This window comes from Caballeronia insecticola, from assembly GCF_000402035.1.
Taxonomy (GTDB): domain Bacteria; phylum Pseudomonadota; class Gammaproteobacteria; order Burkholderiales; family Burkholderiaceae; genus Caballeronia; species Caballeronia insecticola.
In genome coordinates this window covers 1,558,347-1,581,333 of sequence record NC_021287.1, presented here as the reverse complement: position 1 = coordinate 1,581,333, position 22,987 = coordinate 1,558,347, and the positions used below count along the sequence as shown (strand labels likewise).

The 22,987-nt window shown below is 64.7% G+C and carries 21 protein-coding genes; 12 read left to right on the top strand and 9 right to left on the bottom strand.

Features of this window, described 5'->3' with window-relative positions; all coding sequences use genetic code 11:
• Position 1: 1 nt before the first annotated feature.
• Positions 2–2,932: a molybdopterin oxidoreductase family protein gene (locus BRPE64_RS07310; protein WP_016345439.1), complete on the bottom strand. Its 2,931-nt coding sequence runs from the start codon at positions 2,930–2,932 to the stop codon at positions 2–4.
• Between the two features lie 69 nt (positions 2,933–3,001).
• The gene (locus BRPE64_RS07305) at positions 3,002–4,084 is read right to left on the bottom strand and encodes a YeiH family protein (RefSeq protein ID WP_044041346.1); all 1,083 of its coding nucleotides are present in this window, start codon (positions 4,082–4,084) and stop codon (positions 3,002–3,004) included.
• 115 nt (positions 4,085–4,199) lie between these two features.
• Between BRPE64_RS07305 and BRPE64_RS07300 the strand changes: the two genes are divergently transcribed.
• The 8 genes from BRPE64_RS07300 to BRPE64_RS07265 all read left to right on the top strand — a co-directional run bounded on the left by BRPE64_RS07300 (position 4,200) and on the right by BRPE64_RS07265 (position 11,887).
• On the top strand, positions 4,200–5,090 hold the full coding sequence (locus tag BRPE64_RS07300) for a LysR family transcriptional regulator (protein ID WP_016345437.1): 891 nt from the start codon (positions 4,200–4,202) through the stop codon (positions 5,088–5,090).
• A gap of 134 nt (positions 5,091–5,224) precedes the next feature.
• Entirely contained in the window at positions 5,225–6,040 is an 816-nt protein-coding gene (locus BRPE64_RS07295) for a sugar phosphate isomerase/epimerase family protein (protein ID WP_016345436.1), read from the top strand.
• Between the two features lie 43 nt (positions 6,041–6,083).
• Complete coding sequence (locus BRPE64_RS07290) at positions 6,084–7,082, top strand: sugar kinase (protein WP_016345435.1); 999 nt, start codon at positions 6,084–6,086, stop codon at positions 7,080–7,082.
• A gap of 67 nt (positions 7,083–7,149) precedes the next feature.
• Positions 7,150–8,430: an MFS transporter gene (locus BRPE64_RS07285; RefSeq protein ID WP_016345434.1), complete on the top strand. Its 1,281-nt coding sequence runs from the start codon at positions 7,150–7,152 to the stop codon at positions 8,428–8,430.
• A gap of 69 nt (positions 8,431–8,499) precedes the next feature.
• Positions 8,500–9,468 (top strand): 2-hydroxyacid dehydrogenase, encoded by a 969-nt coding sequence (locus BRPE64_RS07280; RefSeq protein WP_016345433.1) that lies wholly within the window; start codon positions 8,500–8,502, stop codon positions 9,466–9,468.
• A 105-nt stretch (positions 9,469–9,573) separates the two neighbouring features.
• Complete coding sequence (locus tag BRPE64_RS07275; RefSeq protein ID WP_016345432.1) at positions 9,574–10,653, top strand: LacI family DNA-binding transcriptional regulator; 1,080 nt, start codon at positions 9,574–9,576, stop codon at positions 10,651–10,653.
• Entirely contained in the window at positions 10,654–11,451 is a 798-nt protein-coding gene (locus tag BRPE64_RS07270; protein WP_016345431.1) for a YhfC family intramembrane metalloprotease, read from the top strand.
• Positions 11,452–11,521: 70 nt separating this feature from the next.
• Positions 11,522–11,887, top strand: a complete 366-nt coding sequence (locus BRPE64_RS07265; protein WP_016345430.1) for a DUF3022 domain-containing protein — start codon at positions 11,522–11,524, stop codon at positions 11,885–11,887.
• On the opposite strand, the gene BRPE64_RS07260 is transcribed toward BRPE64_RS07265, so the two are convergent.
• A complete protein-coding gene (locus tag BRPE64_RS07260) occupies positions 11,884–12,312 on the bottom strand; it encodes a PGDYG domain-containing protein (protein WP_016345429.1) in 429 nt (142 codons plus the stop codon). The two genes, BRPE64_RS07265 and BRPE64_RS07260, sit on opposite strands and share 4 nt — an antisense overlap.
• A 138-nt stretch (positions 12,313–12,450) precedes the next feature.
• Positions 12,451–12,969 (bottom strand): Spy/CpxP family protein refolding chaperone, encoded by a 519-nt coding sequence (locus tag BRPE64_RS07255; RefSeq protein ID WP_016345428.1) that lies wholly within the window; start codon positions 12,967–12,969, stop codon positions 12,451–12,453.
• A 175-nt stretch (positions 12,970–13,144) separates the two neighbouring features.
• Here BRPE64_RS07255 and BRPE64_RS07250 point away from each other — a divergent pair, with 175 nt between their 5' ends.
• The 3 genes from BRPE64_RS07250 (at position 13,145) to BRPE64_RS07240 (ending at position 15,894) form a co-directional block, all read left to right on the top strand.
• Positions 13,145–14,035 (top strand): LysR family transcriptional regulator, encoded by an 891-nt coding sequence (locus tag BRPE64_RS07250; RefSeq protein WP_016345427.1) that lies wholly within the window; start codon positions 13,145–13,147, stop codon positions 14,033–14,035.
• Between the two features lie 131 nt (positions 14,036–14,166).
• On the top strand, positions 14,167–14,622 hold the full coding sequence (locus tag BRPE64_RS07245) for an Lrp/AsnC family transcriptional regulator (RefSeq protein ID WP_016345426.1): 456 nt from the start codon (positions 14,167–14,169) through the stop codon (positions 14,620–14,622).
• Positions 14,623–14,784: 162 nt separating this feature from the next.
• On the top strand, positions 14,785–15,894 hold the full coding sequence (locus tag BRPE64_RS07240) for a saccharopine dehydrogenase family protein (RefSeq protein ID WP_044042056.1): 1,110 nt from the start codon (positions 14,785–14,787) through the stop codon (positions 15,892–15,894).
• Between the two features lie 32 nt (positions 15,895–15,926).
• On the opposite strand, the gene BRPE64_RS07235 is transcribed toward BRPE64_RS07240, so the two are convergent.
• On the bottom strand, positions 15,927–16,511 hold the full coding sequence (locus BRPE64_RS07235; RefSeq protein WP_044042055.1) for an AAA family ATPase: 585 nt from the start codon (positions 16,509–16,511) through the stop codon (positions 15,927–15,929).
• A gap of 43 nt (positions 16,512–16,554) precedes the next feature.
• Positions 16,555–17,868, bottom strand: a complete 1,314-nt coding sequence (locus BRPE64_RS07230; protein WP_016345423.1) for a cation:proton antiporter — start codon at positions 17,866–17,868, stop codon at positions 16,555–16,557.
• A gap of 281 nt (positions 17,869–18,149) precedes the next feature.
• Here BRPE64_RS07230 and BRPE64_RS07225 point away from each other — a divergent pair, with 281 nt between their 5' ends.
• Positions 18,150–19,532 (top strand): FAD-containing oxidoreductase, encoded by a 1,383-nt coding sequence (locus tag BRPE64_RS07225; RefSeq protein ID WP_016345421.1) that lies wholly within the window; start codon positions 18,150–18,152, stop codon positions 19,530–19,532.
• A 10-nt stretch (positions 19,533–19,542) separates the two neighbouring features.
• On the opposite strand, the gene BRPE64_RS07220 is transcribed toward BRPE64_RS07225, so the two are convergent.
• From BRPE64_RS07220 to BRPE64_RS07210, 3 genes are all read right to left on the bottom strand, one after another.
• Positions 19,543–20,781 (bottom strand): MFS transporter, encoded by a 1,239-nt coding sequence (locus tag BRPE64_RS07220; RefSeq protein WP_016345420.1) that lies wholly within the window; start codon positions 20,779–20,781, stop codon positions 19,543–19,545.
• A 31-nt stretch (positions 20,782–20,812) separates the two neighbouring features.
• Positions 20,813–22,036 carry a hypothetical protein gene (locus BRPE64_RS07215; RefSeq protein WP_016345419.1) on the bottom strand — a complete coding sequence of 408 codons (1,224 nt, stop codon included), beginning with the start codon at positions 22,034–22,036 and terminating at the stop codon, positions 20,813–20,815.
• Positions 22,037–22,236: 200 nt separating this feature from the next.
• Positions 22,237–22,800, bottom strand: a complete 564-nt coding sequence (locus BRPE64_RS07210) for an ankyrin repeat domain-containing protein (protein WP_016345418.1) — start codon at positions 22,798–22,800, stop codon at positions 22,237–22,239.
• Positions 22,801–22,987 lie beyond the last annotated feature (187 nt).

The following is a 22,987-nucleotide window of genomic DNA, read 5'->3' as shown; positions in this document are numbered from 1 at the left end:
TTCAGTTGTTCGTGTTGCGCTTCACGACATTGCGCAGTCGCGCGGCGAATTCGCCACGTCCGGCGAAGTACGTCTGCACGACGCGATGAATCGCATTCGTCATGCCGGGCGCCGGGCTCATCGGTGCGAATTGCGGCAGCGTGTGATCCGCATCGGCTTCGGCGGGATGTACGCGCACGCGCACGTCGTACCACGCGGCTTGTCCCGTGACCGGGTCCGAATTCGAGCAACGCGCGCCGTGTGCGGCGGACGCCGGAAGCTCGTCGGTGATCAGGTGATTGAGCAGGAAGCCGCGCTGCGATTCGCTGGCATCGGGGCCGAGGCTCCACGCGCCCGACGCTTTGCCGATCGCATTCCACGTCCACACGGTTCCCGGTTCCACGGTCTCGCTGTAACGCGCCATGCAGCGCACCTTGCCCCATTGCGATTCGACGTAGATCCAGCCGCCATCTTCGATGCCGTTCGCCTGCGCCATGCGCGGATTCATGTACAGCATGTTCTCGCCGTGAATCTGTCGGAGCCACGCGTTCTGCGAGTCCCACGAGTGATACATGGCCATCGGGCGCTGCGTGACGGCGGCGAGCGGATAGCGCGCGAGATCGGTCGAGTCGAGTTCGAGCGGCGCATACCAGAAGGGCAGCGGATCGAAGTATTTCTCGATGCGCGCGCGCAGATGATCGGGCGGCTGCCGGCCCTTCGTGCGTCCCTGCGCGGCGAGGCGAAACTTCTGCATCACATCCGAATAAAGCTGGATCAGGATCGGCGTATCGAACTTGCGCAGGCCTTTCTCCACGGCCCATTTCAGATACGGCCCGTTGCAGTTGCGCATGTATTGCAGGGTTTCGGGCAGCGTGTAATGAAATACGCAATCGTGCTTCGCGTACTCGTCCCACTGATTCGGATTCGGCTCGCCGACGAGCGCATCACGTCCGTCCTTGCCGCGCCATCCCATCAGAAAGCCCACGCCTGAACCGGGCGACGTCTGATGATTGACGATGAAGTCCGGATAGTCGCGATACTTGCGCGTGCCGTCAGGCGTGGTGAACGCGGGCAGCTTGAGACGGCTGCCAAGCTCGACCAGCACTTCCTGAAACGGACGGCATTCGCCGGTGCGCGGCACGACCGGCACGCGCACCGAATCGACAGGGCCGTCGAACTCGGAGATCGGACGGTCGAGCATCGACATTGCGTCGTGGCGTTCGAGATACGTCGTGTCGGGCAGGATCAGATCGGCGAACGCGGTCATCTCCGACTGAAACGCATCGCACACGACGATGAACGGAATCTTGTACTCGCCGTTCTCGTGCTTGTCGGCGAGCATCTTGCGGACTTCCGTCGTGTTCATCGACGAATTCCAGGCCATGTTGGCCATGAAGATCAGCAAGGTGTCGATGGGATACGGATCGCCGCGCCACGCATTGGTGATGACGCTGTGCATCACGCCGTGCACCGCGAGCGGATACTCCCACGAGAATGCGCGGTCGATGCGCACCGGCGTGCCGTCATCGTGGATGAACAGATCTTCGGGCGCGGCGGGCCAGCCGAGCGGGCCGTTCGCGAGCGGCGTGTTGGGCTTCACCTGATCCGGATGATTCGGCGGTTTGGCCGACGGCGGCACCGCGCGCGGAAACGGCGCCTTGTGACGGAAGCCGCCCGGCCGGTCGATCGTGCCGAGCAGCGACATCAGCACCGCGAGTCCGCGGATCGACTGGAAACCGTTCGAGTGCGCGGCAAGGCCCCGCATCGCATGGAAGGCGATCGGGTTGCCGGTCACGCTGTCATGCTGCTTGCCCCAGCAGTCGGTCCATGGAATCGGCAGCGTGATCTTGTGATCGCGGCACGTCTCGATCATCTCGGTGGCGAGTCGCTCGATCGTCGCGGCCGGAATGCCGGTGATCTCCGCGGCCCATTCCGGCGTGCACGATGCCACTTGCTCGCGCAGCAATGCAAAGGAGGGCGCGACAGGCGTGCCGTCGTCGAGCGTGTAGCGGCCATCGAGCGCGGGTTCGGCGTCATCCGCATGATGCGCGACCGCGCGATTCGTTTTCTTGTCCCACCACAGATGATTCTGCGGAAAGAGCGCGTTCACATCGGGCGCGTCGCCGTTCTGCACGAAGAGGCCGAACGTGTCGCTCGCTTCGTTCATATCGAGCAGTTCGGCCGCGTTCGTGTAGCGCGTGACGAACTCGTGATCCCACGCGTCAGCCGCGATCAACTGGTGGATCAGCGCCATGAAGAGCGCGCCGTCGGTGCCGGGGCGGATCGGCACCCATTCGTCGGCAATGGCGGCGTAGCCCGTGCGAATCGGATTGATCGCGATGAAGCGTCCGCCCGCACGCTTGAACTTCGAAATGGCGATCTTGAGCGGATTCGAATGATGATCTTCCGCCGTACCGATCATGAAAAACAGCTTTGCGCGATCGAGGTCCGGGCCGCCGAACTCCCAGAACGAGCCGCCCATCGTGTAGATCATGCCGGCGGCCATGTTTGCCGAGCAGAAGCCGCCGTGCGCCGCGTAGTTGGGCGTGCCGAAATTTTTCGCGAAGAGGCCGGTGAGCGCCTGCATCTGGTCGCGCCCGGTGAAAAGCGCGAACTTCTTCGGGTCGGTGGCGCGCAGATGCGCGAGACGTTTTTCGAGCGTGTCGAGCGCGACGTCCCAGGACACGGCTTCGAACTGCGCTTCGCCGCGTAATGCGTCAGGTTTGCGCATCAGCGGCTGCGTGAGACGCGCGGGCGAATACTGCTTCATGATGCCCGACGCGCCCTTCGCGCAAATCACCCCCTGATTGAGCGGATGATTCGGATTGCCGTCGATGTAGCGCACTTCGCCGTCGCGCAGATGCACGCGGATGCCGCAGCGGCACGCGCACATGTAGCACGTCGTGGTCTTGACATCGAGCTTCTCGTTCTGGGTGCGAGCGCCGTGTTCCATGAGTGCTCCTTCAAAAGCGATTTCGCGCGAGCGGGGAGCGCTCGCGCGATGGCAACTTCAAAGCATCGGTCAGCCGAACAACTTCTCGACGCCGATCGTGATCGCAAGACCGCCGCCGATCAGCCATGCATACAGGATCGCGCCGGTGGCGAGGGCGCGCGGGCCGGCTTCGCGAATCTGCGCGATGCGCGTCTCCATGCCGAGCGCGGTCATGGCCATCGTGAGGGCGAAGGTGTCGAGCGTGTTGATCGTGGTGGTCGCCGTATCCGGCAGCACGTGCAGCGAATTCACCACGACGAGCGCGAGGAAACCGAGCGCGAACCAGGGCACCGCGATCTTGCCTTTGCCTTGCGCTGCGCCTTCCGCACCTTCAGCACCTGTCTGACGCGAACGGCTGACCCAGAAGCCGACCACGAGCAGCACCGGCACGAGCAGCATCACGCGCGTCATCTTTACGATGGTGGCGATGTGCGTCGCTTCGGGGCTCACGTTGCTCGCCGCGCCGACAACCTGCGCCACTTCGTGAATCGTGCCGCCGAAGAACAGGCCCGTGCCGAGCGTGTCGAGATGCAGCCAGCCGGCGTTCAGCGCGAGCGGGTAGAGGAACATCGAGAGCGTGCCGAACAATACGACGCTGCCGACCGCCATCGCGCTCTTGTGCGGCTTCGACTGCAACGTCGATTCGAACGCGAGCACCGCGGCCGCGCCGCAGATCGCGCTGCCGGCCGCCGTGAGGAGCGCGGTGTCGCGGTCGAGCTTCATCAGCTTCATGCCGGCCCAGGTGCCGATCACGAGCGTACTGACGACCACCAGCACCGACACCGTGAAGCCGGAGAGGCCCACCTGCGCGATTTCCTGAAGGCTCACGCGCAGCCCGAAGAACGCCACCGCGATGCGCAGCAGCTTGCGCGCGGAGAAGTTGACGCCTGCGGCCCAGCTGTCCGGCATGCCATGGCGCAGCGCATTCCCGTAAATCGCGCCCGCGACGATGCCGACGATCAGCGGACTGATCCCCAGTCCCGCGATGGCCGGCACGGACGCGAGTCGCGTGACGGCCGCCGCGAACAGCGCGACGAACAAAATGCCGTTGAGCTGCCCGCGTGTGGAAGACGCGGCTGGCGCCAGGGACGAAGCGGACGGGACCGTAGACATTGAGGTTTCCGAAAACGAGTGAGAGGGGCGATGGGCTAATCCTATTCTCGATATATGAATATGAAAAATCGTGATTTAGAATGGCAAATATCGGAATTCCTGATACTTTACGAAGATGACCCCGGAGCAACTGATAACTTTTGCAACAGTCGCCGAGCATGGCAACATCAGCCGCGCGGCGGTGGCATTGCATCTGTCGCAGCCCGCCGTATCGGGGCAATTGCGGCTTTTGCAGGACGAATTCGGCGAGCCGCTCTATCAGCGCGACGGTCGCGGCGTGCGCCTGACCGCCGCCGGCGAGCAGTTGCTCGGTCACGCCGAGCGGCTGCGCGAGACTTTCCGCCAGGCGCATGCATTGCGCGACGCGTTGCGCGGGCTCGAGCGCGGCACGCTGCGTATCGGCGCGAGCACGACGCCCGCGAGTTATCTGCTGCCGTATCTGATCGCGGCGTTTCACAAACGCTTTCCGGATGTCGTCGTGACGACCATCGACGGGAATACGGCGGATATCGTCGCGGCGCTCGGCGCACTCGATATCGCGCTGGTCGAAGGCCCGACCGGACACGATCTGCCGCTCGGCACCACGGTCACGTCATGGCGCGAGGATGAAATCGTCGCGATTGCGCCGAAAGGGCATCCGCTCGCGGACGGGCGCGAGAGCGTCACGCTGGAGCAACTGAGCGCGCATCCGCTAGTGCTGCGCGAACCGGGTTCGGGCGTGCGGCAGATCGTCGAGCGGGCGTTCGCGCAGAACGAAGCGCCCATGCGCGTCGCGCTCGAAATCGCGGGCGTGGAGGGCGTGAAGGAAGCGGTGCGCGCGGGCATGGGCATCGGCTTCGTGTCGGCCATGTCGATTCGTCACGAGGACAGCGCGCTGTGCCGCCTGCGCATCGCGCCGCAGCCGCTCACGCGGCGCTTTTCGATTCTGCTGCCGCATGCGGCCACGCCGTCGCGCGTCGCCGCGCGTTTTCTCGAGCTTTGTCAGGAGCCGGATCTCATCGGCTAGGGAATTCCACTATGGCGGCCCGGTGCCGGTCTGACGCACCATTCGGTCTCAACAGGGCGCTGCGGCGTCCTTTTTGAAAATGATTAATGGAACCGGTTCCAATGACTAGTTTGGAGCCGAAACACGAGAGCGGAATGCAACCGAGCCAGATTTCTTCGATCGATGAAGCGCGCCCCGAAGTGGTGATTGTTTCCAGCGCGTTCGGCGCGGATGCCATCCGCCGCGACGGTCACGCCGTCTGGGTCGCGGCGGCTGCGCGCGCAGGCGCGAATGGCTTCGAAGTACGCCGCGAGCTGTTCGCAAGCGACGCCGACGCGCTCCCGGACGCGCTCGCGCAACTGGGCGAGCGAATTCGCGCCCAGGGCCTGTGGACCGTATATTCGACGCCCGCCACGCTGTTTCGCGAAGACGGCGCACTCGACTCGGCCGCGCTGCGTCTCGCCATCGACGAAGCGGCGGCGCTCGGCGCGCGCATCGTCAAGCTGCAACTGGGCGGTTCCGAAACCGGCATCGCAACCGATGCCGCCACGCTCGATCGACTGCTGAGCGGTGTCGCCCTGGCGAAGGCGCGCGTCGTGGTCGAGAACGGACAACTGAAGGCGGGCGGCACGATCGGCGCGTTCGAAACGCTGTTCGCCGCGCTGCCCGACAACAGCGGCCTCGCGATGACCTTCGACACCGGCAACTGGCATTGGGCCGCGCAAGACCCGCTCGATGCTGCGCTACGGCTCGCGCGACACGTGGCCTATGTACATTGCAAGGCCGTGATGGGCGAGGGCATGCGCCGTTTCGCCGCCGCGCCCGCGCACGGCGACGCACGCTTCGCGACGCTGCTCGCACACTTGCCGGGCGATGTGCCGCGCGGCATCGAATATCCGTTCATGGCGGGCGCCGACGTCTCGCTCGACGCCGACGCCGCGCGCCAGGTCGCCCGCATCGCGGCATTTTGAATTACGCATTTTGCATTCAGCATTCATTTGCAAAGGACTCGACATGCAAGCCAAGCCCGAAGCTCTCGACGTCGTCACTTACGGTGAAGCGATGACGATGTTCGTCGCAGCCGACACCGGCGATCTCGCCCGCGTCGGCCACTTCACGAAGCGGGTGGCGGGCGCCGACCTGAATGTCGCGATCGGTCTTTCGCGCCTTGGCTTCAAGGTGGGCTGGATGAGCCGCGTGGGCCGCGATTCGTTCGGCCGCTACGTGCTCGACGTGCTGGCGGCCGAGGGCATCGACGCACAGCGCGTGAGCATCGACGAACGCTATCCGACCGGGTTCCAGCTGAAAGGCAAGTGCGACGACGGCAGCGATCCGGCGGTCGAATACTTCCGTCGCGGTTCGGCCGCGAGCCATCTTTCGATCGACGATTACGCCGCGGATTACGTGCTCGGCGCGCGTCATCTGCATCTGACGGGCGTCGCGCCCGCGATTTCCGCCACGTCGCGCGAACTCGCGTTCCATATGGCCCGGGAAATGCGTGCCGCAGGCAAAACGATCTCCTTCGACCCCAATCTGCGCCCGACGCTCTGGCCGTCGCGCGAAGCGATGGCCGAGTCGCTCAACGCGCTCGCCGCGCTCGCTGACTGGGTGCTGCCGGGCGTCGCCGAGGGCTTGACGCTCACGGGTTACGCGAAGCCCGAAGACATCGCCGCGTTCTATCTCGATCAGGGCGCGAAGGGCGTCGTCGTGAAGCTGGGCGCGCACGGTGCGTACTTCCGCACGGCGCAGGACGAAGAGGGCATCGTGCCGGCGGTGCCGGTCGCGAATGTCGTCGATACGGTCGGCGCCGGCGACGGCTTCGCGGTCGGCGTGGTGAGCGCGCTGCTCGAAGGGCGCGACGTGCGTCACGCGATCGCGCGCGGCAACCGCATCGGCGCGCTGGCGATTCAGGTGATCGGCGACAGCGAAGGCCTGCCGACACGCGCCGCGCTCGACGCGCTCGAAAAAGATTCCAACGACAAGACGGCCAAAGCCGCGTTCGATCTGGCCTGAGGACAGCCTGAAGTCAACCTGAGGCCAGCCACCGAAAGACTCAACCGAATTGCGTTCGGAGACAACCATGCAATCCACAACTCCCAAGCTTGCCGTGCGCCGCTGGTGGGCGATCATGCCGATCGTCTTCATCACGTACAGCCTCGCGTATCTCGACCGCGCCAACTACGGCTTCGCCGCGGCCGCGGGCATCAATCAGGATCTCGGCATCGGCAAGGGACTGTCGTCGTTGATCGGTGCGCTGTTTTTTCTCGGCTACTTCTTCTTTCAGATCCCGGGCGCGATCTACGCCGAACGCCGCAGCGTGAAGAAACTCGTGTTCTGGAGCCTCGTGCTGTGGGGCGGATGCGCGACGCTGACGGGCATGGTGAGCAACATCCCGTCGCTGATGGCGATCCGCTTCGTGCTCGGCGTCGTCGAGGCGGCGGTGATGCCCGCGATGCTCGTCTTCATCGCGAACTGGTTCACGAAGTCCGAACGCTCGCGCGCCAACACGTTTCTTATTCTCGGCAATCCGGTGACGGTGCTGTGGATGTCGGTCGTGTCGGGCTATCTCGTGAACTCGTTCGGCTGGCGTCACATGTTCATCGCGGAAGGTTTGCCGGCGGTCGTATGGGCGGTGATCTGGTGGTTCATCGTGAAGGACAAGCCCGCGCAGGTGAAATGGCTCACCGAGCAGGAAAAGAGCGATCTCGACGCAACCCTGCGCGCCGAGCAGGCCGCCATCAAGCCGGTCAAGAATTATCGCGAGGCGTTCAAGTCGCCGGCGGTGATCAAGCTGTGCGCGCAGTACTTCTGCTGGAGCATCGGCGTGTATGGCTTCGTGCTGTGGCTGCCGTCGATTCTGAAGAATGGCTCGACGCTCGGCATGGTCGCAACGGGCTGGCTCTCGGCGGTGCCGTATCTCGCCGCGACCATTGCGATGCTGCTGGCCTCGTGGGCCTCCGACAAATTGCAGGCGCGCAAGGCCTTCGTGTGGCCGTTCCTGCTGATCGGCGCGGTGGCGTTCGCGGGATCGTATCTGCTCGGTTCGAGCAACTTCTGGGCGTCGTATGCGCTGCTCGTGATCGCGGGCGCGGCGATGTATGCGCCGTACGGGCCGTTCTTCGCGATCGTGCCCGAGCTTCTGCCGAAGAACGTCGCGGGCGGAGCGATGGCGCTGATCAACAGCATGGGCGCGCTGGGCTCGTTCGTCGGTTCGTATTTCGTCGGCTATCTGAACGGCGCGACCGGATCGCCCGCCGCATCGTATGTGTTCATGAGCGCGGCGCTGCTGCTTTCGGTGTGGCTGACACTGGCTGTCAAACCGCAAGCCGCGGTTCGCGCGGGCGTGGCCGTGCGGCCATAAAGCGGGTCGCGTTTATTGTGCTATAGAGCAAGCTGATAGATCGACATCACACTCACACTGAACCTGCCCATGACCCGAAAGATCGTAGCGTATAAAACCTTGCCCTCCGACGTCGAAGCGTACCTGCGCGAACATGCCGAAGTGGTGAACGTCGACCCGAAAGATCATGCGGCATTCGTCGCGGCGCTGAAGGACGCGGACGGCGCTATCGGCGCGAGCGTGAAAATCTCCGCCGACATGATCGACGGCGCGACGCGACTCAAAGCGCTCTCGACCGTCTCCGTCGGCTTCGATCAGTTCGATGTCGATGACCTCACGCGGCGCGGCATCGTGCTCACGCATACGCCCGACGTGCTGACCGAATCCACCGCCGATACCGTCTTCGCACTGATCCTCGCGAGCGCGCGCCGCGTCGTCGAACTCGCCGAATGGGTGAAGCAAGGCAACTGGAAGGCGAGCATCGGCGAGTCGTGCTTCGGCGTCGACGTGCAGGGCAAGACGCTCGGCATCGTGGGACTGGGGCGCATCGGCGGGGCGGTGGCGCGGCGTGCGGCGCTCGGCTTTCGCATGAACGTGCTGTACACCAACCGCAGCGCGAACGAGCAGGCGGAGAAGGACTACGGCGCGAGGCGCGTCGAACTCGACGACCTGCTCGCGCAGTCCGACTTCGTGTGCCTGCAAGTGCCGCTCACGGCCGCGACGCGCGGCATCATCGGGGCGAACGAGCTCAGGAAGATGAAGCAGAGCGCGATCCTGATTAATGCATCGCGCGGCCCGACGGTCGATGAAGCCGCGCTCATCGAAGCCCTCAAAAACGGCACGATTCGCGGCGCCGGCCTCGACGTGTTCGAGCAGGAACCGCTGCCCGCCGACTCGCCGCTGCTCGCGATGCATAACGTCGTCGCGCTGCCGCACATCGGCTCGGCCACACACGAGACGCGTCACGCGATGGCGCGCAACGCCGCGGAAAATCTCGTCGGCGCGCTGGATGGCACGCTTACGCAGAACATCGTCAATCGCGACGTGCTCGCGCGCTGAAGCCGGGGATCGGACCCGCGCATGCGCTAACATGCGCGATGCGAGGAGAACGATAATGACGGCATCGCGCCCGCCAGACGGCGAAGCGCGGTGCCCACCACCACTATGTCCGACGATCCCACTTTGACGAACCGCCCGCCTTCGTTCGGCGCGCGCCGCGCGACCATCACCGATGTCGCCCGCGAAGCCGGCACCGGCAAGACCAGCATCTCACGCTATCTGAACGGCGAGACGGGCGTGCTGTCGCCCGATCTGCGCGAGCGGATCGAGGCGGCCATCGCCAAGCTCGACTATCGGCCGAACCAGATGGCGCGCGGCCTGAAACGCGGGCGCAATCGCCTGATCGGCATGCTGCTCGCCGACCTGACCAATCCCTATTCCGTCGAAGTGCTGCAAGGCGTCGAGGCTGCGTGTCATGCGCTCGGCTATATGCCGCTCATCTGTCACGCGGCCAACGAGATCGATATGGAGCGGCGCTATCTGCAATTGCTCACGACGTATCGCGTCGAAGGCGTGATCGTCAATGCGCTGGGCGTGAAGGAAGAACTGCTGCAAGGTTTCGCGCAAGGCGGCATTCCGGTCGTGCTTGTGGATCGCTCGGTGGAAGGCCTCGTCACCGATATGGTCGGGCTCGACAATCCTGCCGCCGTGCAACTCGCGACGCGTCATCTGATCGACGAAGGCTTCGACGAGCTGCTGTTCATCGTGCAGCCCGTCACGCATGTGAGTTCGCGGCGTCAGCGCGAGGCTGCGTTCCGCGAGACCGTCGCGGCGCTGCATGCGAGCGGCTCGACGCTCGTGTTCGATCTCGCCGATGCATCGCCTGCGCTCGACGAACTCGATGCGCGCGTCGAAGCGGCGAAGACGGCGAGCAAGCGCGTCGCGCTCTTCGCGGCGAACGGGCCCGTGGCGCTGCGCGTCGCGGTGCATTTGAAGGAACGTCACGGCGCGAACTGGCAGTCGAGCGTCGCGCTGATGTCGATCGACGACTCCGAATGGGCGCAGCTCGCCGGCATGACGACGGTGCGTCAGCCGACTTACGACATCGGCCGGCGCGCGGTCGAGTTTCTTCACGAACGGCTCGGCGGCGCCGGGATGCCCGCGCGCGAATGCCTGCTGCCGGGCGAACTCGTCGTGCGCGCATCGACGGCCGGGAACGCGCAACACGCATCACAAGGAACTTGAATGGTCAGTGTTTCGACCTTGCTGTGTCTGGCGTTCGCGACGCTTGTCATTGCCGCGATGCCTATCGTGACGTATCGCAAGTTGCGGCCGCGTTTCAATATCGCGCCGCGTGAGGCGATCCTCGGCATCGGCGTGTTCGCGCTCTTCGCGATGGTGATCGAGCGCGCGCTGCACGGCTTCGTGCTCGGCAATCCGCTCACGTCGGGCTGGCTTGTCAATCCGGCCGTGTTCGTCGTCTATGGCGCGGTCGTCGCGGGTCTGTGCGAGGAAGTCGGGCGCTTTCTCGCGATGAAATGGCTCATCTCGCGCGAGCCGGGCGCGCTCGATCGTCACGGCCCCGCGCTCGGGCTGGGCATCGGTCATGGCGGGGCGGAGGCGTGGATCGTCGGCGTGCTGGTGCAGGTGCAATGGATCGTCTATGCAGTGCTCGCCAATCGCGGCACGCTCGATGCGCATTTCGCCAATGCGCCGCTCGAAGCGATCGCGCGCATTCATCTCGTGCTGTTGAGCCTGTCGCCGGTGTCGGCGGGCATTTTCATCATCGAGCGGGCGAGTGCCTTCGTGCTGCAACTCGGCTTTTCCGCGCTGATGTGGCAGATGCTGCGCGAACGCTCGCGTCACGCGCTCGGCGTTCTGATCGCGGCACATGCGCTCGTCGGCTTGCCTGCGGCGCTCTTTCAGGCGCGCCTCGTGCCGCTGATCGCAGCGGATGCCGTGTATCTCGTGCTGGGCGTGATCGTCGCGATGGCGCTCGTGCGCTACTATCGCCGTGCCGCCGCGGGACGCCCGAGTGCCTGAGGTGAGTAACTGAGGTAAGTAACTGAAGTGAGTAACTGAAGCGCGTGCTTCAACCGGATATCGACATCGAATGGACGACTACCAATACGACTGTCCGAGCGCGGACATCGACACGCTCGCGCACGTGATCTGCGATCTCTTCCCCGAGCAGACGCAGTTTGCCGAACGCATCGACGATGCGGGCCGCACCTCGCTCGTGATTCACTACGTGGCGATGCGTTTCGGTTCGACGGCGCGGCGCATCACAATCGACGTGCGCTTCGATCCGGCCGCGCTGTCGCGTTATCGCGCGATGCCGGTGCGTCTGCACGCGCGCAGTTACGCGGTGCTGCGCGCGTATGTGGAAGCAACGCTCGGATCGCTCGAAGAAACGTATGCGAACGGCGAGGCCGTGCCGCGTGAAGTGGAAATCGAAATGGGCGAGGATTTCGCTTAAATCAAGCGATAAACCTTCGCGAAGCGCGCCGCTTTCACGACGCCGTAATCGCCCGGCGCGTATTGCATGACCCAGTCGCCTGCGTCGCCGGTGAGGATGTCGCCGGCGTCCGAGCGAGCGATCGAGAAGGGTTCGTGCATTTCTTTCGCCAGCACGACGCTCGGCTTGTTGCGATACACGCCCGGCACACCATGCGCGATGCCGCCTTCGGGCGCATATTTCGCATCGAACCGCGCGCGCGACACGACCCAGCGTTCGCCGCCGCTGCCGGTGACAATCGCATCGCCGCTCGCGTAACGGTTCGGGCCTTCGAGACTCATCAGCTCGCCCGGAGCGACTGCGAATTCGACGGAGACGGCTTCGTCCTTCACGACGCGGCGCGCGTCGGGATCGGTTGCTAGATCGAGGCGGGACAGATGGAGCATGATGCGGATCGCGAGTGGTGGCGGTGCGGGATCGTAACGGCAACCGCATTATTTTGCACCCGCTGAAAGAAAAAAGCCCGCATCGTGCGATGCGGGCTCGTCTCGTTGTCTGCGAGTCTTCGGGCGATGCGCAGGGCTTCAGGGCTTCGTCGTCGATGCGGCATCGGCACCCGCCGCATGCGGACGTCGATGCGCGCGATTCTGCCGCGCCTTGCCGTGGTCTTCGCGGAAGCTCGCATCGGCCAGCTTCTTCTGTTCGGGAGACAGACTCGCGTACAGCGGCTCGAACGCCGCGACCAGGCGCTTCGTGCCGTCCGCGTTGGCCTGTGTGATCTGCTCATATTGTTTCATGTCGTCGAGCGCGGACATTGTGTCGCGTTGCGCAATGCGCTGGCGATACAGATCGGCCATCGTGCGGCCGTTGTCGCGCATCACGTCGGCGAAGGCCGACCATTGCGTTTCCTGCTGCGGCGTGATCTTGAGGCTCGCATGCAGTTGCGCGATACGCTCTTCGACGCGTGCTTCGCGCTTCGAGGCAGCCGGTGCGGACGCGGCGTTTTGCACGGCAGGCGCCGATGCCGCGGCCGGCGCGGACGATTGCGCAAAAACCGGGCTGAATGCGCAGAGTGCGGCCAATGCAGCGAGTGTTCTTTTCATTCGGAAAATACCTTCGATGGAGATGAAAGGCGACGTGCCTAGTAAGCTGCCGGAAAGCGATCGCGGCGAGCACGCCAAGCACGCCATTGGCGGATATTAGTATCACGATTGCATGTGGATTCGACCGCATTGCCACATCTGCTTACATTCGATACGACTCTGGAAAATTCGCGTAGTGGACACCTTGTTGAGCATGCGGGTCTTCGTGACCATCGTCGAGGCGGGCAGCCTGAGCGCCGCCGCCGAGCACTTTTCTATTTCCGCGCCGATGGCGGGCAAGCATCTTCAGGCGCTCGAAGCGCGGCTCGATGCGCGTCTGATGGTCCGCACGACGCGCCGCCAAAGCCTGACCGAAATCGGCCGCGAATATTACGAGCGCTGCCGGCGCATTCTCGCGGATGTCGACGCCGCCGATGCCCTCGCCGAAGCCATGAGCGCGACACCGCGCGGCGTGCTGCGCGTGACCGTGCCGCTGACCTACGGCGTGCAGTTCGTCACGCCCGCTGTGACCGAGTTCCTCGCGGCGTTTCCGCAGATCGCCGTCGAACTCGATCTCAGCAACCGCATGGCCGATATCGTCGAAGACCGGTTCGATGCGGCCGTGCGCATCGGTGCGCTCGCCGATTCGAGTTTCATCGCGCGCCCGCTCAAGCCCTACGCGATGACCGTGTGCGCATCGCCCGCGTATCTCGCCCGCGCCGGCACGCCTGCGACACCCGCCGATCTCGTCAGCCACGAATGTCTGGGCTTCGTGCATCAGGGCCGCGAGGCGGGCTGGCGGCTCGAAGGCGAGGACGATGCCACGCACTCGAGCCGCACGCAGTCGGCGCGCTTCAGAGCCAACAACGGTCAGGCGCTCAGAAAGGCCGCGCTCGCGGGCTTCGGCCTCGTGCTGCAACCGCATGCGCTCGTCGAAGACGATCTGAAGAGCGGCGCGCTGGTGGCGGTGTTGCAGGATTTTCTGCCGAAGCCATCGCCTGCGCATCTCGTCTATCCGCGCGATATGCGCGCGACGCCCAAGCTCGCGAGCTTCGTCGATTTCATGGTGGCGCGGCTGGGCGTGTGAGGCCGTCTGAGTCTGTCTGAGCCTGTCTGAGCCGTCGCTTGTCGGCGATAATGCAAAACACAAGATGCCGAATGCGCGGTTGCATTCAAAACACATAACGCAAAACGCAAAACGCCAGGGACGACGCCTACATGAGACCGCCGCGCCTCGACCAGCTCGACGACATCGACCGCAATCTCGTCGCGCTCCTGCAGATGAACGCGCGTGAGAGCGTCGCCCATCTCGCGCGGCAACTGGGCGTCGCGCGCACGACGGTGATCGCGCGCATCGCGAGGCTGGAGAAGAACAACGTGATCGCGGGCTACGGGGTGCGGCTCGGCCAGGACGTGCTGGATGCGAGCATTCAGGCGTATGTCGGCATCAAGCTCATGCCGAAGTATGGTCGCGACTTGCAGAAGCGTTTCGCGCGCATGCCCGAGATTCAATTGCTCTGCGCCGTGAGCGGCGAGTTCGATTACGTCGCGTGGCTGCGCGCCGATTCTCCCGACCGCCTGAACGATCTGCTCGATGAGATCGGCGGGCTCGAAGGCGTCGAGCGAACCACGACGTCGATCATTCTGGCGCGGAAGATCGACCGCGCCGGATGACCATTCGATACGAATCGCAGGATTGAATCGTCAAAATGACGAAATCCGTCGTCGAAGCGCATCATTTTGTGTCTAGGATCAGTATTCGCGCGCTCCTAAACTGTATGTGGAAGCGAGTCGGCTTGGCCCTCCGCTCAACCCGCACACATAAAGGAGATGAATATGAAAGTGGCCCTCGTCGGCGCCGGATTGATCGGTCAGAGCATTGCCCATTTGCTGCGTGAAACGGGGGACTTCGAAGTCGTCGCGTTCGATCGCGACGAAAACGCGCTCGCGCTGCTCGATGCACAAGGCATCCCGACGCGCCGCGTCGATTCTGCGGACACGCCCGCGTTGCGCCAGGCGCTGGCCGGCTTCGACGCGCTCGTCAACGCGCTGCCGTATTACCTCGCGATCAACGTTGCATCGGCGGCCAAGGCAGCGGGCGTGCATTATTTCGACCTGACCGAAGACGTGCGCGCAACGCACGCCATTCGCGCCATCGCTGACAGTTCGGAACTCGCGTTCATGCCGCAATGCGGGCTCGCGCCGGGTTTCATCGGCATCGTCGCGCACGATCTGGCGAAGCGTCTCGACGATGTACGCGAAGTCAAGATGCGCGTCGGCGCGCTGCCCGAGTTTCCGACCAACGCGCTCAAATACAACCTGACGTGGAGCATCGACGGCCTCATCAACGAGTATTGCCAGCCGTGCGAGGCGATTCGCGAGGGCCGCACGCAATGGGTGCAGCCGCTGGAAGGCGTCGAACATTTCTCGCTCGACGGTATCGAGTATGAAGCGTTCAATACGTCGGGCGGGCTCGGCACGTTGTGCGAGACGCTCGCGGGCAAGGTCGAGACGCTCGACTATAAATCGGTGCGGTATCCCGGGCATCGCGAGTTGATGAAGTTCCTGCTCGACGATCTGCGCATGTCGACCGATCGCGACGGCCTGAAGACGATGCTCAAGCGCGCAGTGCCTTCGACGGCGCAGGACGTCGTGCTGATTTTCGTCACCGTGACGGGCATGCGGCGCGGGCAGCTCGTGCAGGACGTGTTCACGCGCAAGATCTTCGCGAAGGACGTGTGCGGCACGCCGATGAGCGCGATCCAGATCACGACCGCCGGCGCGATCTGCGCGGAACTCGATCTGTTCCGCGAAGGCGTGTTGCCGCAAAGCGGCTTCGTGCGTCAGGAGCAGGTTCCGCTCGAGGCGTTCCTCAACAACCGCTTCGGCAAGCTGTATGAAGGCGCGAACACGGTGGCCACGGCCCGGCATCTAGCGGCGGCGTAACGACGCGTGGCGCGTGTGTGGCGCGTCTGGCTTTAGCGCGTCTCGATCAGGCGCGCGAGCAACGCGTCATGCGCCTGCTGCGAAGGCGCGGTGTTGTCTAACATCACGAGCGTTCGGGCGAGCGCTGCATCGGGCGCGAAAAGGCGCTGACGATATTCTTCCCAATGCGCGAGCTTGTAGGCATCGTTCGCATCGCCCCGTGCGACGATGCGCTCGCGCGCCACGCTTTCATCCACATGCACCCACACGACGCGAATGGCGACATCGGCACCGATGCCGAGCCATGCGCGATCGAACAGGCGCCCGCTGCGCACCTCGCGTGTAAGCGGCGCGATCACCACGACACTCACGCCCAACGACAAGTTCTCCGCCGCCGTATCGACAAGCGAGCGATACTCCGGATCGCGAAAATGTTCGATGAAAAGTGGGCTGTCGCGATCGTGCGGGTCGCCCGTCAACGCGCCGATCGCCGCAGCGCTATATGCGCCGTAAAGCGTGTCTTTGTCGAGCAGGCAGAAGGGTTCACCGGTCGCGTGCATGAGCGGCGCGAACAGCCGTTTTGCGAGCGTCGTCTTGCCGGTGCCCGCGTGGCCGCAAAAGAAAAGCAGATGCTTCATGCCGGTTCGATCCTCGAAAGCTTCGCGTCGCGCATCATGACGTTCAGTCATCGATCCGCGTTCGTTGATAACGTGTCATCAATGGCGTCGCAGTGATGCCGTGCACGACGACCGATGCGGTGATCGTCGCAATGACGAACGGCACGAGCGGCGCCGCGATATCCTGCGGCGCATGTTCGAGCGCATAGAGCAGATAGTAAAACGAGCCGACGCCGCGTATGCCGAACCAGCTCATGAGCCGTCGTTGCGAAGGCGCGGCATCCGAACCGAGCAGCGAGGCTTCGACCGATGCGGGCCGCAGCACCACAAACAGCGCGACGATGAGCGCGCCCGTCTGCCACGTGAACAACTCGCGCCAGATGGTGGCAAGCACGGCGCCGACCATCAGCATGATCGCGGCTTCCGCAATGCGCTCCAGCTCGATCGTGAAGCCGTGCACGCGCTCCGCCATGAAGGCGTGCGCGCGTTCGGGATCGACTGCGGTGGCGCCGACGTCATCGGCATCGACGGTGCCGACCGCTTCGCGTGCGGACTTGCCGCCGCTCGTTTTCTGCTCGACGCGGCGCATCGCGAGACCGGCCGCGAACACGGCGAGAAACGCGTATGTGTGCAGCAGTTCGGCCACGCCGTACGACAGCGCGATCAATCCGAGCGCATAGAAGCCCTCGGGTCCGAGGGCTTCGCCGTGACGCGTACGCAGATACGCGACGACCCGAACCGACAACGCGCCGAGCAGCCAGCCGCTTGCAAGCGCGCCCGCGATGCCCCAAACGGCTTGCAAGGCGAACGTCCACTGCAAGGCATCGCCCGGCGATGTTTCGAAGCGGCATACCGCGAGCGCGAGAAGCGCGAAGGGCAGCGCGATGCCGTCATTGAGACCGCCTTCGCCCGAGAGCGAAAAGCGCAGCAGATCGAGGTCGCCGGGCGTTTCCACCTGCACGTCGTGCGCAAGTACGGGATCGGTCGGCGCGAGCATGGCGGCGAGCAGGAGTGCCGGACCCCAGCCGAACCCGAGCACATAGACGGCAAAAAGCGTGAGCGCGACGACGGTCAGCACCATCGCGACGAAGCCCAGACGCACCGGCAGGATCCAGATGCGGTCGGTCGGCGACAGGCGCAAGCGAAGGCCGATGGCGAAGAGCGACACGAGCATCGCGACTTCGGTGATGCGCCGCAGCGTCGTGGCGTCGGCTTTGAGGTCGAGCGTCAGAATATTGGCCAGACCCGGGCCGAGCACGAAGCCGATCGCGAGATAGCACATGGCGGTGCTGATCGGCAGGCGCTTGAATGTCGAACTGGCGAGCCCCATGAAAATGAGCACGCTGCCGACGACGAGAAACCATATCGTCTCGATCATGAATCCCTTTGCGGATCTTGTGTGCTGTGGGCAGGCGGGCCGCGCGGCGACGCGCGGGACGATCATACGAAACGGAGCACAAGCCATGCCCGTGCCGGCATTTGCACGCGCATGCGCGTCCATCCTTGCACACGTTGCACCCTCTCTGACCGCGCCACGAGTTGCGCGTAAGATGACTTTCGATTCCGGCATACCGATTCGTCATCCGCTTCAAACGCACGGTCCTTCGCGCCCGCACGCAGCGTGCATCGTCGATGCGCCCGGACCAGGGAGAACTCAGCATGTCACAGCATTTCGATGCGGTCGTCATCGGCACGGGGCAGGGCGGCTCGCCGCTTGCCGTGCGGCTCGCGCAAAGCGGCAAGCGCACGGCCGTGATCGAGCGGCATCTGTTCGGCGGCACCTGCGTGAATGTCGGCTGCACGCCGACCAAGACCTATGTCGCGAGCGCGCGCGCGGCGCACGTCGCGCGCACGGCGGCGCAATACGGCGTGATGATCGGCGGCGATATCGCTATCGACATGGCGCGCGTGAAGGCGCGCAAGGACGAAGTGATCGGCGGCTCGCGCGAGGGCATCGAGAAATGGCTGCGCGGCACGAAGAATCTCACCGTGTTCAAGGGACATGGACGCTTCAGCGGTCCGCATGCGTTGCGTATCGAGGCCGTCGATGGCTCGACGCAGGATATCGAAGCCGATCTCGCCTTCATCAACACCGGCACGCGCGCTTTAGTGCCGAAGGTGGAAGGGCTCGAGCGCGTGCCGTATCTCACCAACTCGACGATCCTCGAACTCACCGAAGTGCCCGCGCATCTCGTGATCGTCGGGGCGAGTTATATCGCGCTCGAATTCGGGCAGATGTTCCGGCGCTTCGGCAGCCGCGTGACCTTGCTCGTGCGCGGCGAGCGCATCCTCACGCGCGAGGACGAAGACTTCGCGCGCTCGGTGCAGGACGTGTTCGTGCAGGAAGGCATCGAGTTTCGCTTCGACGCGCAGATCGAACGCGTGGAGCCGTCGTCGGGCGGCGTGCGCATCGTCTTGAACGACGGCTCGATCGATGCCTCGCATCTGCTCTTCGCGACGGGCCGCACACCGAACACCGATGACCTCGGCCTCGAACACGCGGGCATCGCGGTGAACAGGCACGGCATGATCGATGTAGATGGCCAGTTGCGCACCCGGGTGGACGGCGTCTATGCGCTGGGCGATGTCAACGGGCGCGGTGCATTCACGCATACGTCGTGGAATGACTACGAGATCATCGCGTCGAATGTGCTCGACGGCGAATCGCGCAGTGTCGATACGCGCATCATGGCCTATGCGGTGTTCGTCGATCCGCCGTTCGCGCGTGTGGGCATGAGCGAGGAGGACGTGCGCAAGGATGGCCGCGCAGCACTCATCGCGACGATGCCGATGACACGCGTGGGCCGTGCCCGCGAGCGCGGGGAGACGGCCGGCTTCATGAAGGCGCTCGTCGATGCGCGCACGAAGCGCTTTCTGGGCGCGGCGATTCATGGCATCGAAGGAGATGAGGTGATTCATACCTTCATCGAGATCATGAACGCCGACGCGCCCTATACGACGCTGCAGCGGGCCATGCACATTCATCCCACGGTGAGCGAGCTGATTCCGACATTGCTCGAAGGGCTGAAACCGCTCGCGTGAGCGTACATCGCTACGCTTTGACCGGCGGCTTCTCGTCTTCATTCACCGCCTGTGTTCCGCGCGTTTCCGGCATCGCGAGCCATACCAATGCCACCGCGAGCGCGCCTGCGGCGGCGAGTCCGAAGAAGCTCATCGCGGTGCCGAAGCGATCCGCGGCAAAGCCCGCGGCGGCGGTTGAAAGCGTCGCGCCGACACCCGCCGCGAGCCCGAAGAAGCCGATCGTGAGGTTGTAATGCCCGCGTCCGCCCGCGACGTCCGCCGCGATGAGCGGCAGCATCACGCCGAACACTGCCGCGCTGATGCCGTCGAGCATCTGCACCGGCACGAGCAGATACGGGCTGCTCACGCCCGCGAACAGAATCGCGCGGATCGGCAGTGCGCAGAAGCCGATGATCAGCACGGGCCTGCGTCCCCAGTTCTGCGCCTGCCGCCCGACCCACGGCGACAACGCCGCGACGATGAACTGCGGCACGATGATGCACGCCGCGATCACGAGTTGAACGTTGTCGCCCATATGCGCGGTGACTTCGCCGGCGGCGAGATTGAGCATCGCCGCGTTCGACAGGTGAAACAGCACCACGCACGCCGCGAAGATCAGCAGCCGCCGGTCTTTCAGCAGGTCGCGCAGCGACTCGCGCTCCTCGCCTTCGGGCGTGAGCTTGGGCTTGCCCGGGGGCGTGCGCGGCACGACGGGCGGCGCATCGTAATGAATCATGCGCAGCGCGACGACGGCCGGGAGCGCGAGCGCGGCGGTCAGGAAGAACACCGAGCGCAGCGACAGATACTCGCCGAACGCGCCCATCAGCGCCGCGGTCAGCGCGCTGCCGATCGATGCCCAGCGCGCATTGCGGCCGAGCCGGTCGCCGAGATCCGCGCGCGAGACGAGGGCGAGCGAGATCGCCGCCATCGCCGGGACGAGCATGCAGCTCGCGAAGCCGTGCAGCACTTCGGCGGCGAATACGGGGACGAAGGTCGGGCTCGCGGCGAGCAACAGCGCGCTCACGATGATCGCGACGATCGCGGAGAGCGCGGCGAACTTCTTGTTGCGCATCGCATCGACGAGCGCGCCTGCCGGCAACTGGCTCGCCATCGCGCTGATCGTGCCGACGGAAAGCATCAGGCCGATCTCGCCCTGCGTCCACTTGTTGGCCGCGAGGTACGAAGCGATGAAAGGGCCGAAGCCGGTCTGCACGTTGGCGACAAAGAAGTTCAGCCAGTCGAGCGCGCGCAGACTGCGTGCAATTACCATGTCGTGAATCGGTTATCCATGTCGTGATCCGTTATCGGGCAGGGCGCGCGCCGGAGGCCGGCGTCTGCGCCGCTACGGCGCCGGAAGCGGTCGTGCCGGCGGGACCGGACGAAGCCGTGGCAGCCGATGCGGCGGACGCGGTCGATGCAGGCGCGGGCACGACGGGAGAAACGATCTTGATCGGTTGTTCGGGCGCGTAGGTCGGTGCGGCCTTGAGTTGCGCGTCGTTGAAATCCATTTGCAGTTGCCACTGTTTGTTGCGCGAGAGGACATGCAGGTCGCTCCAATTGGCCGCGACATGGCGCTTGTCGCCCGCGAGCGAACTCGACAGATCGAGCACGAGCGCCTCGGGCTGAGCCTGCGAATCGACGAGCACATCCACCACGCGGCCGATGCGCGCGCCGTTCTTCTGCGTGACGGTCGAATCGAGAAGCTGCACGACGGTGGGCGGCGCCTCGGCGACGGGCTGAGGCTTCGGCACCGGATCGGCCGGCTTGCCCTTGACGGCGGGCGGCTGCATGAAGGTGATCGGCGCGGTCTTCGAGTTCGGCGTGAAGCGGAACGCGGACCACGGGAAATTGACCTTGCGGTCGCCGACGCCGAGGAAACCCGCGAGGTTCACCATCAGGAGCTTCGGCTTCGCGGCGCCGTCGACGTAGAGATCCACCGCGCGGCCGACGACCTTGCCGTCGGGACGCTGCACTTCGGCGTCGAGCAGGCCGTGCAACTGGTCGTGCTGCATGACGCGCGTCGAGATGATCTGCGGCGGAGGCGGCGGCTCGGGCGGCTCAGGCGGCGGCGTGACGACCGGCTCCGGCGGCTTCGGTTTGACGATGCGGCGTTTCGGCTTCGGCGCGGGCGGCGGCTTCACGGAGGAGGCGGGCTCCGGCGCCTGCACGGCGGGCAACGGCTCCTCGGGCTCGGTGGGGCCGGTTTCCGCGGGCGTCGGGATGTAGGAATGCTCGACGATCGGTGCGGGCGTTTGCTGCGGCAGCAGGCCGCACGCAGAGAGGGCTAACGCGGCGCAGATCGAGAGGCCTGCGGTGGGGCGCAGGGCGCGCACGTTTTTCAGGCACGCGGCCAGCCTCGTCAGCAACAAGATCAGCAACATGATCCGCGACATGAGCGGCGACATGAGCAGGCGCGCGAACGCGAGCGCGGCCGCATGAAAGGCGCTGTCGGCGCGGCACGCGCGTCGCGGCGCGTGGCGGCCATTCGACGGCGCGTCACCCCGACGCGGGAAACCGCCTGTCATCGCAAAAGCTCCATGGTTCCGGGTCACCTGCTTGTTCGTCTTGTTCGTCGGATCGCTTCGACACGCGCCGGGCGCTGGTCGTTCGCCGCATGTGTCTACTGCTGTCTGCTGATGTTTACTGCGTGCGTCGAAGCGGATTGAATCTTGAATGCAAAAGAATGAATGCAAAGCGCGGCGAGATCCCGCAGGCCGCGTCATGCTCACGCGCCGGACGGCCTGTGCGCATTGCCCGCCTGAGCGAGGCGAGCGGCCGTGTCGGGTGCGCCCATCTTCTCGGCGGCGTCGCGCGCGGTGAAGCCGCCGGCGTCGCGTGCATCGGGATTCGCGCCGCGCTCGATCAGCAATTCGACAATCTCCACGCGATTGAACATCGCCGCGATCATCAGCGCCGTGCGTCCGTCCGGCGATGCGCCTTCGACGTTCGCGCCATGGTCGAGCAGCGTGTCGATGACGTCCCTGAAACCCTTGAACGCCGCGCCCGCGATCGGCGTCTGGCCGTTGTCGTTGCGCAGGTCCGGATCGGCCTTGTGTTCGAGCAGCACGCGCACCGCGTTCGCGTGGCCGTGATAGCTCGCGAGCATCACGAGACTGTCGCCCTTGTCGTTGCGCAGGTTGGGCGGCAGGCCTTTCGAGAGGAGTGCGTCGAGCATGGCGGCATCGCCACGGCGCGCGACATCGAACACTTCGCTGGCGAACGCGATCATGTCGTCGTCGGGGCCGTCGCTCGATGGCTTCTTCGGGTCCTGGTTCGGATCATGCGGCATGATTCACTCCGTTTTGGTCGCGCCGCGTGCGCGCTCTTAGGTTCTCGGGATGCATCGTCGGCTTAGTGCTCCGGCGAAGTTTTGCATCTTGCGTTTTGCATTCCAATCGGCAAATTGGCATTTCGAATGCAAAACGCAACATGCAAGAATGTGCAGCGGACGCGGGATTATCCGGGAGCATACACAG